The organism is Nostoc sp. WHI (assembly GCF_015714725.1).
GTDB lineage: Bacteria > Cyanobacteriota > Cyanobacteriia > Cyanobacteriales > Nostocaceae > Nostoc.
Window position 1 is genome coordinate 26,327 of record NZ_WBKM01000146.1, and the last position, 16,351, is coordinate 42,677.

The following is a 16,351-nucleotide window of genomic DNA, read 5'->3' on the forward strand; positions in this document are numbered from 1 at the left end:
AATTTTAGACATTAATACTATTTTCAAATTTTTCTAAATTATCGAGCAGATACATAGCAGATTCATAACTTTCAGTAATTAATCCATTTTGTTCTTCTGTGGTGTATACCAAATTATCAGCTAAAGAGCGGAGAGAGCTAAGTATGAGGTTAAGAGAAGTCCGAAACTCAACGGAGATATGATTAAATGTTTGATAATGGTTACTGATAACATTCTGATTTTGGTCAGAAATTGAGAGAGTTTGCCCCTTAATTTGTAAGTTAATAACATCCTCAAAAACATCAATGATGTTGAGAATTCTCCAAGCTGATTTGTAAGAGTCTTCAATTAATTCGTGCCGTTCTTGGGAATCATCTACCAGATCATCAAGCAATAAGCGGATGAATCCAATCATTGAGTTTAATTGAGTACGAATTTCGTGAGAGATGCGGAGCAAGCTTTGATTGGATTTGGTATCAGTTTCAGGACGTTCAGTAAATTGCATTGAGTACAAACGTGAGTAGTAACCCCCCTTTTGTAAAAGTTCTTCATGGGTTCCCACCTCTACTACCTGTCCTTGCTCTAATACAGCAATTTGATTGGCTTTTTGGACTGTGGAAAGGCGGTGAGCAATTACTAGGGTGGTACGATCGCGACTCAAATCATCGAGTGCAGCTTGTACTAAGCGTTCAGAAACGGTATCTAAAGCGCTGGTGGCTTCATCTAAAATCAGAATTTCGGGATTTTGGAGGAGGGCGCGGGCGATCGCTAATCTTTGTCTTTGTCCACCAGACAACATCACACCGCGATCGCCAATAAAGGTGTCAAATCCCTGAGGTAATTTGCTAATAAACTCGTATGCATTAGCCCGCTTGGCTGCTGTCAGAATTTCATTCTCAGTAGCCTCTGGTCGTCCATAGGCGATGTTATTCTGCACCGAGTCATTGAAAAGAAAGGTGTCTTGACTGACAATTCCCATCCGCTTTCGCAGGGATATAACATCGAACTCCCGTAAATCAGTACTGTCAATGGTAATACTGCCAGCTATGGGGTCGTAGAATCTGGGTAAAAGGTCTGCCAAAGTAGATTTACCAGCCCCAGAACCACCTACTAATGCTAAGGTCGTGCCACGCGGTAAATATAAATTTACATCTTTGAGTACTAATTTCTCATGACCAGGGTAGGCAAAGCAAAGAGAATTAAAAGATACTCCCTTTTGTAATTTTGTGTAGGGAAGCTTACCTTTGTCCATGAATGGCTTATCGTGCAAGCTTAAAAACTCATTTGTCACATCCACACTGGCGGCGGTACTGGCAAAGTTGCTACGAATAGTATTTAGCTGAGAAATCAACGGCAGCACTCGCAGCAGCACTAATAAATATGTCAGGAGTACAGTGGAAAGAGAAGAAACCTGTTCATTAAAGAAGGTTTTACTCAAAAGTACAATTAGCAGCAAAGCTGTAATACCCATCACCTCACTCACAGGTGCGATCGCTTCGGAATTAACTTGAGATCGGAAATCTGCTAATTCGCGATCGCGAATCAATTTTTTAATCCGTTGATATTCTCTTTCTTGATTTCCCGTCGCCTTTACCAGCCTAATTCCGTTCAGGGTTTCTAGTACAGAGATTGAGTATGCTTTAGACATCTCACTAAGCTGCTTCCCAAAACTTTTAGACCGAGAAATAGCATACTGATTTACTAAGGTCACCAAAAACAACAAAAATGTAGCGGCAATTGTTAACTGCCAAGAAATTGACAGCAATAAACCGACAAAAACTAAAATTGTGATTATCAGGATAACTATCTTTACTGTACTACCTATAGAACTTGCAGCCCTGCCAATTTCTCCACCAAGCCGGTTGATTAAATCACCAACCTTTGTCTTGGCATAATAATCTATATCAATTTCTAGTAATAGCCTTAATCCGGTTTCTCGCATGTCCGCAGTCAGCTTTCTGGTTAAAGAACTGGATGCTAAGGCGCTGGCATAAGTAGCTAAATTTTTTAAAATAATCGTGAATATAATTGCCCCAGCCATTACTCCTATCCGGTAAGTCTCTGGAGTATTATCAAAGGGAGAAAGCATCGTTTTAAGGATGGGTGGGGCGGTACTTAAATCTACTTCTTGCCCCACAATTTTTAAAACTACTGGCACAATTAAAGCTGTGCTGATCCCATTAAATAAAGCTCCAGAAAATCCTAACAATATTGTCAGCAGAATTAAACCTGGATAGGGTTTCGCGAATCTTAGTAGTAGCTTTCTGGTAGACATTGGGTATTTTTATGCCAATTTCACTTAATTATTAAGATTATTCACAACTGAGCAATTACTGACTTGAGTGTAGAAGCCATAGCCTCTATACTATAGTGTTCTACACATCTTTCTCTTGCCTTAAGGCCTTGCTGGTTTGCTGACTCTAAATTCTGAAATATGAATTGAATTTGTTCAGCAATTTGTTCAGGACAAGCAGGCTCGACTAAATAACCAGTATCACCTAAAATTTGGGGAATATCTCCGACACGAGTTGATAATACAGGTTTAGCCATTGCCATACCATCTGTCAACTTCAGGGGAAATTGAGCACGAGTTTCTGGAGTATCTCGTTGGGGAACAACAACAATGTGAGCAGCTGCTACCAAATCAGGCATAACATCGGCTGGATATTTTGGTAATTTGATAATCCAACGCCCCCATTGTTGTTGAAGTTGCTGATCATAATCATCATAAGGACTACCACCTACAATTACTAGTCTCAAGTCTGGCTGATTAATTTTATCAAGCGCTATGAGAACATCTTCTAAACCTTTATAAGGTCTTGGTGCGCCAGGAAACATTAAAATCCGATATTCAGATAAACCATAACGGTTTCTGCTAGACTCAGCATCATATTGAGCAGGATCAAATAAGGACGTATCTTTGCCATTAGGAACAAATATACCGCCAAAACGCTGTTGCAAAAAGTTAGTATGCACCGTCACAGCATCAGCGCGACTTACCAAACCTTCCATCCATTTCACATATAAAGGATGATGAGGATTTTTGAGTGCACCGTCTGGTTTCAACAAATCCCTAGCTAATTGTTTGGGTGTAGGACGATAATGCCAGTTATCACCACCATGCCAACTGAGTTCCCAATCATCTATGTCTAAAATTAACGGTTTTCTAGTGAATATTTTCTTTAATAGGGCAACTCCAAAACTTGCTAGTTGGGGTTTGATAGCATAAATTATATCTCCATTTATTTTTGGTAAAAATTTGCGAATTTCTCCAAAAAACTCTGGGAAGTCTTTGCCTGGTAAATCATAAACGTTTAATTCGGATGGTAGGTTTCGATATAAGTTATTTCCAAATAAAAACCCCATAATTTCGACTTCATATTCTAAACTCTTTAGGGCTGTTGCTATTAAGTATGCACGCAAAATAGCTGCACTTGATAAATCGGAAACTAACAGCGATATCTTGGAAAAGTTTTTCACTATTTTTATACTGATTTTTATTTAGTGCGCCAAGGATTTGTAACTTGATTCGGTAACAATACTTTAGCGAATCTGTCAAAAATCCTTGTGTATAATGAACGCGTAATATTTTTTGCATATTGAGGGCGATAAGGATAGGTACAGTGAAGAACTTTAATTTGATCCTGAATATTATAAGCATCCTGCCATTTACTGAGATAATTATAGGTAGGTGGTAGGATTTTTAGATGAGGACGTACAGATGCGATCGCAGAAGCAAAAGCTCCTTGGTCTTTTAAAAGTAATTTATCTTGGTTGTTTTTGACAATCTCAAAATAACGTTGAAATTCGTCAAAAAACACCTTGTTAATTTCTGTTTTCCGAAAAGCTATCAAACCGCTATTATATTGCACACTATCTGCTTGCAATGGTAAACCTATAGATTGCAGAATTGGCAAAACATTTGCCAAAAGGTCTTCTTGCTTACCACGCAACAAATTTGTGGCTTTAAGAATAGAAGGTTGCACATCTTCAGTTAATAGCAAATCATATTCATCTAAATACTCAAATACGTCGTTAATATCGGAAAGTAAGCAAATATCTGAGTCTAGGTAAATTGTTTTATCAAACTCAGAGGCCGCATATAAAGCCAGTTTTGCTTGCCTTGATGCTAAAACAGTATTTTCATTTGCCGGGGCTGGCTTTAAAATTACATTTTTGAAAGCCTTTAGTAAAGGATAAAGAACTGTTGGAACCTGGTCAATTAAAATAATGATTGGCTCCTGATGAAACTTTCTAATCGCTGCTAAGAAATGAATACAATCTTGAAAAGGGTAAAGTCCAGTTAAAATTGTAATAAATCCTCTAGTTTCTGTTTTCATAAATAAGTTAAATAATTATTCCTTTTAATCCTAGTCCGTAAATCTAATTTAATGTGTCCATTCCCAGACACCTTTACTCCAGTCTTCGTTAGGGTAAAAAACTCCTTGCCATTGGTAAAAGTGAACAAAATCTCCGATTTCTAACGTTTTATTCACATCCCTAATCATATAGAGGGGTCGCTCACCGTAAAATGATGCCCACATACTATAACTACTAGGAGGGCCAATAATATAATCACATTCAGCTAAAGAATACATGTCCTCAATTATATGATTATTGCCATAAACATAAGAAAAATCTTTGAAAGAATCATCATTGTGCTTTTGATTTGAGCAAATCAAAAATGTCACTTTTTTGTTAGGAAATAGCGCTTGTGCTGATTCCATAACTTTTAAATAGTCTTCAACTAAATAAAAAAATCTGCCATCTTGATGTTGCTGATAATCTCCATGACGGATGTGGACTCCAATGATCACATCCGTCTGGCTACGAATATTGGATATGAGTTTTGCGACATTTAACTGATACTTCTTTAAAGGTTGAAAATAAGCACGAATTTTTTCCCCATGTTTTTTTAGATTTGATATATCATCTACAAACCATCCATCCCGAAACAACCATCCTTGAAAAAAGTTAATTGACCCTGTTTTCAACTCTTTTGTGATGCTTGAATTACTCCAGCTAAAGGGTTGATCACGCTTAATATTAATTGTGTTAAAACGTCCGCTTTCAGCTAAATAACGATTGATATTATAATAGTATTTACGTATCAATTGGTTTCCGGCAATTGAAAATGGTGTAGAAGGGTAGCAACATAAAAAGTCTTTAGCTGTTGAGCTAAAAAAATCAGCATACTCTTCAAATGCTGGGTTTATAACTGTGAAATTATTTTCACTGGCAAATGCTATAAAATTAGCAGATAAGAATAACCTGTTGCCTAGTTGTCCAGATTTTGCAGATATTACTAACATGTATAAAACCTATAAAAATGAACAGTGATAATATTTGCTCAACCTTTCATACATGTATAAAGGAATCTACATAGAATTTAAATGATATTAAACCTAGAAGATGAAAGGAAATATCCACTATAATTAAAGAGATTTTTGGGTATCCGCATAACAGGAAATAACAAAATAAATCTAACTTTGTATTTACGGTTATTTCCAGAGAGAATTCACTGATAAATCCAGATACATTTTGCTGTTTTTCTGTATAGTTACCGTATAACTACGGTTGTATATTATCATAATGCTAATAACGCATTACATTTGTACTGAACAAAGTATAAATACTTGATATAGTTGATGCAGGTAGCCTAGTTACTTACTGAAGCTGAAGATTGCTATTCAATACCAAACATCTATGTTGTAAGGGAGGCAGAGGTAATGCAGGTAATCCGTTTAGAAGCACTCTCAGACAACTACATATTTTTGTTACACGACTACAAACAAAATATCGCTGCTGTTGTCGATCCCGCAGAGGCTCACCCAGTATTGAAGAAACTGGCAGAGCTAAAAGCTGAGTTGGTAGCTATTTTGAACACGCACCACCATAACGATCATGTGGGTGGTAATAAAGAGTTAATGGAACAATTTCCCCAAGTGATAGTTTATGGAGGAGCCGAAGATCGTGGTAGAATTCCTGGACAGCAGGTATTTTTGCAACAAAGCGATCGCGTCGAGTTTGCAGATCGCATAGCTGAAGTTATCTTCATTCCTGGACATACCCGCGCTCACATCGCTTATTACTTTCCCCCTGAAAAAGCTGGAGAGACAGGCGATTTATTTTGCGGCGATACCCTATTTTCTGGCGGTTGCGGTCGCTTATTTGAAGGAACACCGACCCAAATGGTGGACTCTTTAAGCAAACTGCGCTCTTTACCCGATGATACACGCGTTTGGTGTGCCCACGAATACACCTTAAAAAATCTGCAATTTGCCCTAACTGTGGATGGCGACAACCCCAACTTACAAAAGCGCTTCGATGAAGTGAAAGCTTACCGGAGTCGAGGAGAAGCTACTATCCCCTCACTACTGGGAGTGGAAAAGCGCACCAATCCCTTTTTACGTTGGGATCAGCGAACATTACAATCAGCTGTCAAGAGTAGCGATGCAGTGCAAACCTTTGCGCGCATCCGGGAAATGAGAAATAACTTTTAGGCATTGGAATTGGAGAATACCCAATCCTCATCAATTTTTAGCGCTAATAGTTGCGATCGCCCCCTGCCTTTCGCTAGGATCTATAAGCTTTAGGGTTATAGACAAAAAAGCTTGGAATACAGCATTGACATTGTGAGCTATTTTACCCAAACCCAAATTAATCAGATTTTACAGGAAAAACGATGGCGAAACGCGTGCAGTTAGTTTTAAATCAGGATATCAGCAAGCTGGGAAAATCTGGCGACTTAGTGGAAGTAGCTCCTGGCTACGCTCGTAATTATCTAATTCCCCAGAAATTGGCAACCCATGCCACTGCTGGCATTCTCAAGCAAGTAGAACGCCGTCGTGAGCAAGAGCGTCAACGGCAATTAGAACTCAGACAACAAGCTATTGAGCAAAAAGAATCTCTAGAAAAAGTTGGCAGTTTGATAATTGCCAAGCAACTTGGTGAAAACGAAGCAATTTTCGGTACCATCACTACCCAAGATGTTGTAGATGCAATTAAAGCTGCAACCGGTCAAGAAGTTGATCGGCGTGGCATTACCATCCCTGATATTAACCACCTTGGTACTTATCAAGCCGAAATCAAGCTGTATTTGGAAGTAGCAGCGCAAATTAATATTCAAGTCGTCGCTAGCTAACTGCAAAGAAGGAGTCAGGAGGGGGAAGAGGGGGATGAGCTAGCAGGAGAAGCAGGGGTAAATAACAACTCTTAACTCCTAACTCCTAACTCCTAACTCCCGACTAGCAAAATCTCAAAACTACGTTTATGGCTGAAGAATTAAGTTTTCAAGGCGATGGTAGTGGTCGCCTCCCACCCCAAAACATTGAGGCGGAAGAAGCGATTTTGGGGGGTATTTTACTAGATCCAGAAGCGATCAGTCGAGTTAGCGATCGCCTACTCCCTGAAGCTTTTTACATTAGCGCTCACAAAGATATTTATCAAGCAGCCCTGCGCCTTCATGCAGTAGGTAAACCCACAGACTTACTCTCAGTTACAAGTTGGCTGACTGACAATGACATGCTTGCCCGCATTGGTGGGAGAAATAAATTAGCAACTTTAGTAGACCGCACAGTGTCGGCTGTGAACATCGATGCCTTAGCCTCTTTAGTGACGGAAAAATACCTGCGGCGACAGTTAATTAAAGCCGGCAATGAAATTGTACATCTTGGTTACGAGACAGAAACCGAATTACCAATTGTTTTAGATCAGGCAGAACAGAAAGTATTCGGCGTTACTCAAGAGCGTCCCCAATCAGGTCTAGTTCACATTTCTGATACTCTAATTAATAATTTCCAGGATATTGAGGATAGAAATCAAGGCATTGCCTTACCTGGTATTCCTTGCGGATTTTACGATTTAGATGCTATGACCAGTGGCTTTCAGCGTTCTGATTTAATTATTGTCGCTGGTCGGCCATCAATGGGGAAATGCCTTAGTTATGATTCAGAAATTATCCTAGAAGATGGTCGAATTGCCACAATTGCAGAACTATATCAGCAACGTCAAGCCTCACTATTAACGTTAAATAACAACTGGAAATTTAGCTTTACTCAACCATCTGCTTTTGTGGATGATGGCATAAAACCAGTTTTTCGTGTCACAACGCGCTTAGGTCGGGCAATTGAAACTACAATCACTCATCCCTATTTAACAATTAGAGGCTGGCAAAGATTGGAGAATCTGCAAGTAGGTGATAAGATTGCTGTCCCTCGTAAAATAGATGTGTTTGGTACAGAAAACATCCGTGATTGTGAAGTCAAGTTATTAGCTTATTTAATTAAAGATGCTCATATTAAAACTATCCCACCAATTGTATTTCAATTAAAGCGATCGCAAATAGCCTTATTCCTTAATCGTCTCTTTGCTACTGATGGATGGGCTACGCTACTTACTAGCGGTCAATCACAGTTAGGCTATGCAACAGTCAGTGAGAAACTTGCAAGACAAATTCAACATCTTTTATTAAGATTTGGTATCATTGCCTCTCTTAAAAATCGTTCTGTAAAATATAATCAAACTCGCAGACCAGCGTGGCAATTAGATATTACTGATGCATTATCTATCAAAACTTTTATCTCAGACATAGGTATCTTTGGTAAAGAAGAAGCATTAGTAAAAGTTACAGATGTAATATCTCAAAAGCGATATCAAACTAATCGTGACTTAATACCTGTAGAGATTTGGGAACAAATAGCAGCAGAAAAAGGTAATGAAACTTGGAGTAGTTTAGCTAGACGTGCTGGTATTCAAGGCTATACAAATATGCATGTTGGTAAACGTGCTTTAAGGCGGGAAAGACTTTGGATACTAGCCACAGCTTTAGATAATTTCCCACTTCAACAGTTAGCGACGAGTGATATTTATTGGGATGAAATAGTTGCCATTGAGTCGGTAGGGAGCAAGCAAGTTTATGACTTAACAATTCCAGGAACACACAATTTTGTTGCTAATGATATCTGTGTTCACAATACTGCCTTTTGCTTAAACTTAGCTCATAATATCGCCGCTTCTTATAAATTACCAGTTGCTATTTTCAGCTTGGAAATGTCCAAAGAGCAGCTGACGCAACGATTATTAGCTAGTGAGGCGCAAATTGAAAGTGGTTATTTGCGGACTGGACGCCTCATTCAAACCCAGTGGGAACCTTTAAGTCGTGCTATTGGTGTCCTTTCTGAGATGCCAATTTATATTGAAGATACGCCGAATATTACAGTTACACAAATGCGGAGTCAGGCAAGGCGACTGCAAGCAGAACAAGGAACATTAGGTTTGATTGTCATAGATTACTTGCAATTAATGGAAGGAGCAGGCGATAATCGCGTACAAGAATTATCAAAAATTACACGTCAACTTAAAGGTTTAGCGCGTGAATTATCTGTACCAGTTATTGCCCTATCTCAGTTGAGTCGCGGGGTGGAATCACGCACTAACAAACGCCCGATGTTGTCAGACTTACGCGAAAGTGGTTGTTTAGCAGGCGATAGTCTGGTGACATTGGCAGATACCGGACTGCAAGTACCAATTAGGGAATTAGTAGGTAAATCTGGTTTTGCAGTTTGGGCGTTGAACGAAGCTACAATGCAGCTAGAAAAGGCAATTGTTAGCAATGCTTTTTCCACAGGTACGAAGCCTCTGTTTACTTTAACAACTAGACTGGGGCGAAAAATCCGTGCCACAGATAATCATAAATTTTTAACAATTAATGGCTGGAAAAGACTTGATGAATTAACTCCTAAACAACATCTATGTTTACCAAGACATCTCCCCAGCCCTGGTAAACAAACCATGACTTATGCCGAGGTTGCATTATTAGGACATTTAATTGGCGACGGTTGTACATTGCCACGTCATGCTATACAGTACACTACCAGGGAGATAGATTTAGCTCAGAATGTTGCTTTCTTGGCAACAGAAGTTTTTGGAGATTCAATTATTCCTAGAATTTCACCTGAACGTGGGTGGTATCAAGTTTACTTATCCGCAACACAACATCTAACTCATCGTGTGAGAAATCCAATAGCCAAATGGCTAGACTCTCTGGGTGTTTTTGGTTTAAGGTCTTACGAAAAATTTGTACCTAAAGAATTGTTCTCACAACCGCAAGAGTTAATAGCCTGCTTTATAAGACACCTTTGGAGTACAGATGGTTGTATCAACTTGGTTGCAGGAAAAAAGCCAAGACCTATTGCATATTATGCAAGCAGTAGCGAGAGACTAGCTTTTGATGTACAGACGCTTTTGTTAAGGCTTGGTATTAACGCAACACTCAAGATAGTTCCTCAATTGGGCAAAGGTAGAAACCAGTATCATGTAAAAATCACTGGTAAGCCTGACCTTGAGTTATTTATTCAAAACGTTCGAGCAGTAGGAGAATATAAGCTAGGTTCATTGCAACAAATTGCTGAACACCTTGAAAGCTGCATTCATAACACTAATAGAGATATAATTCCGAAGGATGTTTGGAAAATAGACGTTGTGCCTGCGATGCAATCTATTAACTTCACCACACGGATATTGCAAGCCACAATTGGAGTTTCCTATTGTGGCTCTACGCTTTACAAAGCAAATTTGAGTCGAGAAAGAGCTTTAAAAGTCGGCAACGTTGTTCAATCATCTAAACTGGTTACTCTTGCCAAAAGTGATGTTTATTGGGATGAGATACTTTCAATTGAATATAGTGGCGAGGAAGAAGTCTTTGATCTCACGGTTCCTGGTTTGAATAACTTTGTTGCCAATAATATTATTGTTCACAATTCCATTGAACAAGACGCGGATTTAGTAATCATGTTGTACCGCGATGAATATTACTCTCCAGATACTCCCGATCGCGGGATTGCAGAAGTTATTATATCTAAACACCGTAACGGGCCTACAGGGACTGTGAAACTTTTGTTCAATCCACAGTTTACAAAGTTTCAAAATTTAAAAATTTAGCTAGATAAGATAATTAGTAATTTTTTTGATAGAGGATTAGAGATTATAAATTAAAGATTGGGAATTGGGGATTTGGAATAATTTAATCTCCAATCCCCAATCCCAATTCTTACTTAACTCCTAGCAATTCCACGTCAAAATGCAGGATGGCGTTGGGGGGAATCACGCCACCGGCACCACGAGCGCCATAGCCTAACTCCGGGGGGATGATTAACTGACGCTGACCGCCGACTTTCATCGTGCTAAGTCCTTCGTCCCAACCTTTGATTACTTGCCCAAGTCCGATTTTAAAGTCAAAGGGTTGGCCGCGATCGCGTGAACTATCAAACTTAGTACCATCTTCTAAAGTGCCGGTGTAGTGAACCTCAACTGTTTGTCCAGTTTGAGGAGTTGCCCCAGTTCCTTCTTTTACCTCAATGTACTTCAATCCAGAGGAGGTAGTTACAACATTAGCATCAGACATAGTATCGCTCGCAATTAGAGTATTATTTTCAGTTAAAGTTGTTGGTGCTGGAGGCGTTTGGGTTAACTGGGAAGCAATGGCAGTATTCTGTTTACCGCCTACTTGTCCTACAACCAACAACGCAACACACACCAGCATGAACACCACGCTGAGAAAAATTGCTTTCAAAATCAGTTCTCCCTAGTTAGGTCGTCTGTCCATTTGGATCATTTCAGATATCGGGTTTGTTATCAAGCTTTTGTCCTTGCTTTCATCTCATGCCTACGACGAAGTGGTTCAAGTAAAGACTTCCCGCTCGGATTATTAAATCAGAAAAGACATCCTAACGCCAAAGTTTATTTTCCAAATCCCGCAGTTGACGTTCTAAACGGTCAATTCTACCCCGCAGTTCATCCACCTCAGACTGGCGAGCGACCCCCAAATCCTGCATCATATTTCGCATTTGCCGTTGCATTTGGGCATCTAAGTTACCATGTTCCAACTTTAGCTGCTGGGCAATATCATCTATAACTGCCTTGGCTTGCTCAGGATTGAGTTTCCCATCTTTCACTAAATCATCGCTGACTTGTCGCAATTTTTCTCCTACTAAGGACGTTGTGCCAAGACCCACCATCATTAATTGTTGCAACCAGTTGTTGCTGTCCATATTTCCTTCCTTTTAACTTATTTCAAACTAGCGAACTTTTGTTCCTGAGTGTACGCAATCAAGCTATGCTAAAAGCGTAGTTATTCTAGCCTACACTTCTATTTTGGCAAATTGACAAACACAGGGATCAAAGGGCGTGGTTATTGAACTTCTCAAATTTAAGGTTGCCTCCAATTTACGAGAAAATTATATCCAGAAGGACGCACAAATTTGGACAACAGCGCTAGCACAGTATCCTGGATTTCTCGGTAAAGAGGTTTGGATAAATCCCAATGATCTCACAGAAGTTATCCTCATTATTCGTTGGGCAACACGGGAGCAGTGGAAAGCCATACCCCAAAAAGATTTGCAGGCTATTGAAGACAAATTCGTTCAAGCAGTAGGAGAATCCTATCCAATTGTGGAGTCCGCAGAGTTTCAAGTACGGAAATCTCCCCATTAGGAGAAAGTTAAAATAATTCGTAGTTGTCAGTGTAATTTCTTTGCTTGACTGCGTTCCGTTGGCAATGACAAATTATGTTTTTACACATTTTGGATACTCCTCTAATAGACGCAATTGAAATATTCAGCGTGATTCTATTTTATAAACTCGCTCCTCTAATTTGTTAATTTGTTGCTTCAATTCAACTACTAAAGTTGCAAGACGATCAAACATCCGATCTTGCTGTGATAATTTTTGCCTAGAATTAGTTGACTGTCGTGGGGTAAGCGTTGTTCTTGACGATGGAAACTGGAGGTTTTGACCTAGTTGAGACTCTATCTGATTTAACCGCAACTCAACACTATTAAAGTCCGCCTCTAGGTTGTTGATGCGGGACTCCACTTGCTGTGATGAGGCAGTTTTGGAAAATAAGCTGCCCCAAATAATTGTTGCTAAAACTCCGGCGATGACTAGCACCTTGATTTGTTTCATGTCAGTAGATAAACTCTTACAACAGCTTATGTAAGTAGGCTTTTTTAGTACAATTACAGACTAAAAATCTGTATATATTTCATTTATTTATCTGGTTGTAAATTAGAAAATAATTTCTGCAAATTGATAGAATTGACAGTATTTTCTCCCTGCTTAACCTCAAAGGTAATATTACACATTTTTCCTAGTTCTTCTAACGCTTGTACGCAAAGTTCTGCTACATCCTCACGGCTGATTTTGCCCTTAATATTATCGCCTTGCTCAAATATTAATTCCTTACCCCCTGGTTCCTCAGTTAAAGCACAAGGTCTAATAATCATATAAGGAATTCCGCTTTCTCTTAAACTATCTTCTCCCTTCAACTTCCAAGTTAAAATTCCTCCCAATTGGTCATTTAATCTTACCGCAGGGGGTTCTTCATCTAAATTAATGCCGGCACGTCCGGGACGAGTCACGCCTGCTGAACTAACGAGGATAAATTGTGGTAAAGGTGTACCACCATAAGCTTTAATTGATTCTACTTGTAAAGCAAAACCACCAGGTGAAAATTTAGGATTTAAAGCGTTATCATATTCAAATTTGCTCAACATTAGTTGGAATGAACAAATTTTACTCTGCTCAATTGGCGGTGCGTCTTTGACAGTTTTTGCCCGAAATACGGGAATCAAATCTGCAAAAGGTACATAAATATCTATCCAAGTGTTAGCAACTGTGTCGAAAGAATAACCGTAACCAATACCATCCCATTTATCCTCTGTCCGCAGAAATATTTTATAACGCTGACCGTCGCCTTTGATACGCAATTTCACACCTTCATAACCCGATAAGTTGAAGGGTGGATCAAAATTTTTAGTTCTGACGGAAGCAAATCCGCCAGAATTAGCGGTGGAGACATTACCACCAAACAAAGCTGTATTTTCCACTAATTGCATATTACTTGCACTCACGCCGCCCATGACAACATCATCCACCGCGCCCCAGATAGTCTTTAATTCTGCTGATGGCTTTGTGAAATCAAATATTAATTGTTCGTTGGCTTGGGGTAGATATTTTGCTGCCGCTTGGACTAAGTTTTTGACACCTTGATATTCTACATTTTCTGGGGTATCGCCAACAATTTCTGGTTGGTAAAATTTAACACCTTGATAGTATTTGGCTCTATCTTCTGTGTCTCCCTCCACTGGTTGCACGCGTACTGCTGTGCAACAAATTACAGCTTGGATATCAGCCATAACTAAAGGAGTTAAGGTTTCTGGTTTGGTGATATCTGCAACTACCAAGTCAACATCATTACCAAGAATTAACCGTGCTTTGTCAATATCACGTACTAGCGCCCGAACTTTATAACCCCGTTTTAGCGATCGCATTACCACTCGTTTACCTACACCACCTGTTGCACCTGCTACTAATATTACACCCACGTTTCTTCCTCCATTGGGTCGATTTTGATTATCCTTAGGACGACCTTGGATTAACTGCTGTACCCAGTTAAGGAAAGGAATTACCTCAAAGTAAGTCAGGGTTTCGATAAACCTGCCTAAGTCCCATTGAGAACGATTTTTGTCAGTCATATTTCCGTCCTCGCAACTTTCTTAAGTCTAGCCCAATGTCTGTTTCTGCAAATCCTCCGGTACTCATAACTTGGATAATGCTAAGTTGCTTTAATTAAGCGAAAGGAGATACTTGTTACCTATTCCCTTCAATGAGGTAGCCCGTTGTAGACATCGCTCAATCACGCTAGAATACAGAATTAATTGTTACTAATAAAAAGGCAATTTACTTATGAGCCAACTTGAAAACATTCAAGCTGAGTACGAAAAGTTTCCTGAAGGATTTGAGAGTGTAGTTATTAGCACCGTCAGCGCACTGGCAATACCCAACGCTAGTTATGCTCCCATTGTGATGGATGATTCCAAAAATATCTATATTTACGTCAGTGGCCTTTCAACTCATACCAAAAATCTCTATGCTAATCCTCACGTTAGTGTCTTGTTTATCGAGGATGAGAGTAAGAGTAACCTAATTTTTGCCCGTCGCCGTTTGAGTTTTGATTGTACAGCAACTTTGATAGACCGTGAAACTGACAAGTGGAATCAAATTGTTGAGCAATTTCAAGGTCAGTTTGGTCAAATTATAGAGGTTTTGCGCGGCTTGCCTGATTTTCGGATTTTCCAGCTAACTCCTAGTGAAGGTCGTTTTGTAGTTGGTTTTGGGGCAGCTTATAATATCAAAGGTGATAACCTCCATCAACTTGTTCAAATCACAGGAGATAGTGACCAAAAGCAAGGTTAACAATTTAAAATTCAAAAGAGTTTCAGATTCTTATTTAAACTTAAACTAAACTTTTTAATTTTATGATTCAGTTTCAACCTCCTGGCTTTGGGCATAAAGTCATCCATACATCCTTGGGGGCGATGATTTACTATACCCAAACGAATGCACCTTGGGCGTTCGGGGTTGGCGGAGCGATCGCTGATGCTGAAAATTTACCCCCATTACTGTTTCTGCATAACTTTGGTGGTGGTGCATCTGCCTATGAATGGTCTAAAGTTTACCCAGCTTTTGCCTCTAATTACCAAATTTTAGCTCCCGATTTAATCGGTTGGGGAGAATCGGCTCATCCAGTCCGGGATTATAAAATTAGGGATTATCTCAGCACGATCGCAGAGTTTATCATCCAAACTTGTCGCCAGCCGGTGACGGTGGTAGCCTCGTCTCTAACGGCAGCTTTTGCGATTCGCCTATCTATTGTTCAACCCAATTTATTTAAAGCACTGTTTTTAGTGTCCCCCTCTGGATTTGATGATTTTGGGCAAGGTGCTGGACGCAGACTTCCGCTTTCGGTGATCAATATGCCTCTGTTGGACAATTTAATTTATATCCTTGGCGCTGAAAATGAAATTGCAGTCCGAAACTTTTTACAAAGTTTTCTGTTTACCAAGTCAGAACGAGTATCCCAAGAGATGGTGGAGGCTTATTTAACCTCTGCACAACAGCCCAATGCCAAGTTTTCCGCTTTGGCATTTTTGCGGGGCGATCTTTACTTTGATCTGAGTTTATATATTCGGCAACTGACAATTCCCACGGTGATCTTTTGGGGAGAGAAGGCACAATTTACCAGCGTCAAACTAGGACGACGCTTGGCAAATTTAAATACAGGCGCAATTAAAGATTTTTATGCGATCGCAGATGCGGGAATATTACCTCATTTGGAAATACCAGAAGTTGTCATTGGTCTATTACATCGGTATATTTAGGAGCTATGATATGAGTTTGAATTCCGGTAATGGTAAATGTATAGTAAAAATGGAGATTTACTAACTTAAATTATTTCTTTTTAGCTATTTAATTTTTTATGTTTATTTATCTGATTAATAAAAGTCGTAAGGGAAAATTGGTAATAATCTCC

At 39.4% G+C, this 16,351-nt stretch carries 14 protein-coding genes; 6 read left to right on the plus strand and 8 right to left on the minus strand.

The annotated features are described in order from the left end of the window. Positions 1 to 4: 4 nt before the first annotated feature. From F8S12_RS15125 to F8S12_RS15140, 4 genes are read right to left on the minus strand one after another with little or no spacing between them, the layout of a single operon-like run. Positions 5 to 2,254: an ATP-binding cassette domain-containing protein gene (locus F8S12_RS15125; RefSeq protein WP_196516982.1), complete on the minus strand. Its 2,250-nt coding sequence runs from the start codon at positions 2,252 to 2,254 to the stop codon at positions 5 to 7. A 41-nt stretch (positions 2,255 to 2,295) separates the two neighbouring features. Further along, on the minus strand, positions 2,296 to 3,459 hold the full coding sequence (locus tag F8S12_RS15130) for a glycosyltransferase family 4 protein (RefSeq protein WP_196516983.1): 1,164 nt from the start codon (positions 3,457 to 3,459) through the stop codon (positions 2,296 to 2,298). A gap of 17 nt (positions 3,460 to 3,476) precedes the next feature. Continuing rightward, positions 3,477 to 4,319, minus strand: coding sequence for a hypothetical protein (locus F8S12_RS15135; RefSeq protein ID WP_196516984.1), 843 nt, complete (start codon positions 4,317 to 4,319; stop codon positions 3,477 to 3,479). Positions 4,320 to 4,367: 48 nt separating this feature from the next. After that, on the minus strand, positions 4,368 to 5,291 hold the full coding sequence (locus F8S12_RS15140; RefSeq protein ID WP_196516985.1) for an alpha-1,2-fucosyltransferase: 924 nt from the start codon (positions 5,289 to 5,291) through the stop codon (positions 4,368 to 4,370). Between the two features lie 417 nt (positions 5,292 to 5,708). Between F8S12_RS15140 and gloB the strand changes: the two genes are divergently transcribed. The 3 genes from gloB to F8S12_RS15155 all read left to right on the plus strand — a co-directional run bounded on the left by gloB (position 5,709) and on the right by F8S12_RS15155 (position 10,920). After that, complete coding sequence (gene gloB / locus F8S12_RS15145) at positions 5,709 to 6,482, plus strand: hydroxyacylglutathione hydrolase (RefSeq protein WP_196516986.1); 774 nt, start codon at positions 5,709 to 5,711, stop codon at positions 6,480 to 6,482. A gap of 182 nt (positions 6,483 to 6,664) precedes the next feature. Next, positions 6,665 to 7,123: a 50S ribosomal protein L9 gene (rplI, locus tag F8S12_RS15150; RefSeq protein ID WP_196516987.1), complete on the plus strand. Its 459-nt coding sequence runs from the start codon at positions 6,665 to 6,667 to the stop codon at positions 7,121 to 7,123. A 128-nt stretch (positions 7,124 to 7,251) separates the two neighbouring features. Next, on the plus strand, positions 7,252 to 10,920 hold the full coding sequence (locus F8S12_RS15155) for a replicative DNA helicase (protein WP_196516988.1): 3,669 nt from the start codon (positions 7,252 to 7,254) through the stop codon (positions 10,918 to 10,920). Between the two features lie 109 nt (positions 10,921 to 11,029). Here F8S12_RS15155 and F8S12_RS15160 read toward each other — a convergent pair whose 3' ends face one another. Next, complete coding sequence (locus F8S12_RS15160) at positions 11,030 to 11,551, minus strand: FKBP-type peptidyl-prolyl cis-trans isomerase (RefSeq protein ID WP_196516989.1); 522 nt, start codon at positions 11,549 to 11,551, stop codon at positions 11,030 to 11,032. Positions 11,552 to 11,705: 154 nt separating this feature from the next. Beyond that, positions 11,706 to 12,029, minus strand: coding sequence for a phasin family protein (locus tag F8S12_RS15165; protein WP_196516990.1), 324 nt, complete (start codon positions 12,027 to 12,029; stop codon positions 11,706 to 11,708). Between the two features lie 136 nt (positions 12,030 to 12,165). Here F8S12_RS15165 and F8S12_RS15170 point away from each other — a divergent pair, with 136 nt between their 5' ends. Next, positions 12,166 to 12,471, plus strand: coding sequence for a TIGR03792 family protein (locus tag F8S12_RS15170; protein ID WP_196516991.1), 306 nt, complete (start codon positions 12,166 to 12,168; stop codon positions 12,469 to 12,471). Positions 12,472 to 12,594: 123 nt separating this feature from the next. Here F8S12_RS15170 and F8S12_RS15175 read toward each other — a convergent pair whose 3' ends face one another. Both F8S12_RS15175 and F8S12_RS15180 read right to left on the minus strand, forming a co-directional pair. After that, positions 12,595 to 12,942, minus strand: a complete 348-nt coding sequence (locus F8S12_RS15175; RefSeq protein ID WP_196516992.1) for a hypothetical protein — start codon at positions 12,940 to 12,942, stop codon at positions 12,595 to 12,597. A gap of 83 nt (positions 12,943 to 13,025) precedes the next feature. After that, positions 13,026 to 14,513, minus strand: coding sequence for a CIA30 family protein (locus F8S12_RS15180; RefSeq protein ID WP_196516993.1), 1,488 nt, complete (start codon positions 14,511 to 14,513; stop codon positions 13,026 to 13,028). A gap of 211 nt (positions 14,514 to 14,724) precedes the next feature. On the opposite strand from F8S12_RS15180, the gene F8S12_RS15185 reads away from it, so the two are divergent. Further along, entirely contained in the window at positions 14,725 to 15,234 is a 510-nt protein-coding gene (locus F8S12_RS15185; RefSeq protein ID WP_196516994.1) for a HugZ family pyridoxamine 5'-phosphate oxidase, read from the plus strand. 62 nt (positions 15,235 to 15,296) lie between these two features. After that, a complete protein-coding gene (locus F8S12_RS15190) occupies positions 15,297 to 16,199 on the plus strand; it encodes an alpha/beta fold hydrolase (RefSeq protein ID WP_196516995.1) in 903 nt (300 codons plus the stop codon). Positions 16,200 to 16,351: the final 152 nt, after the last annotated feature.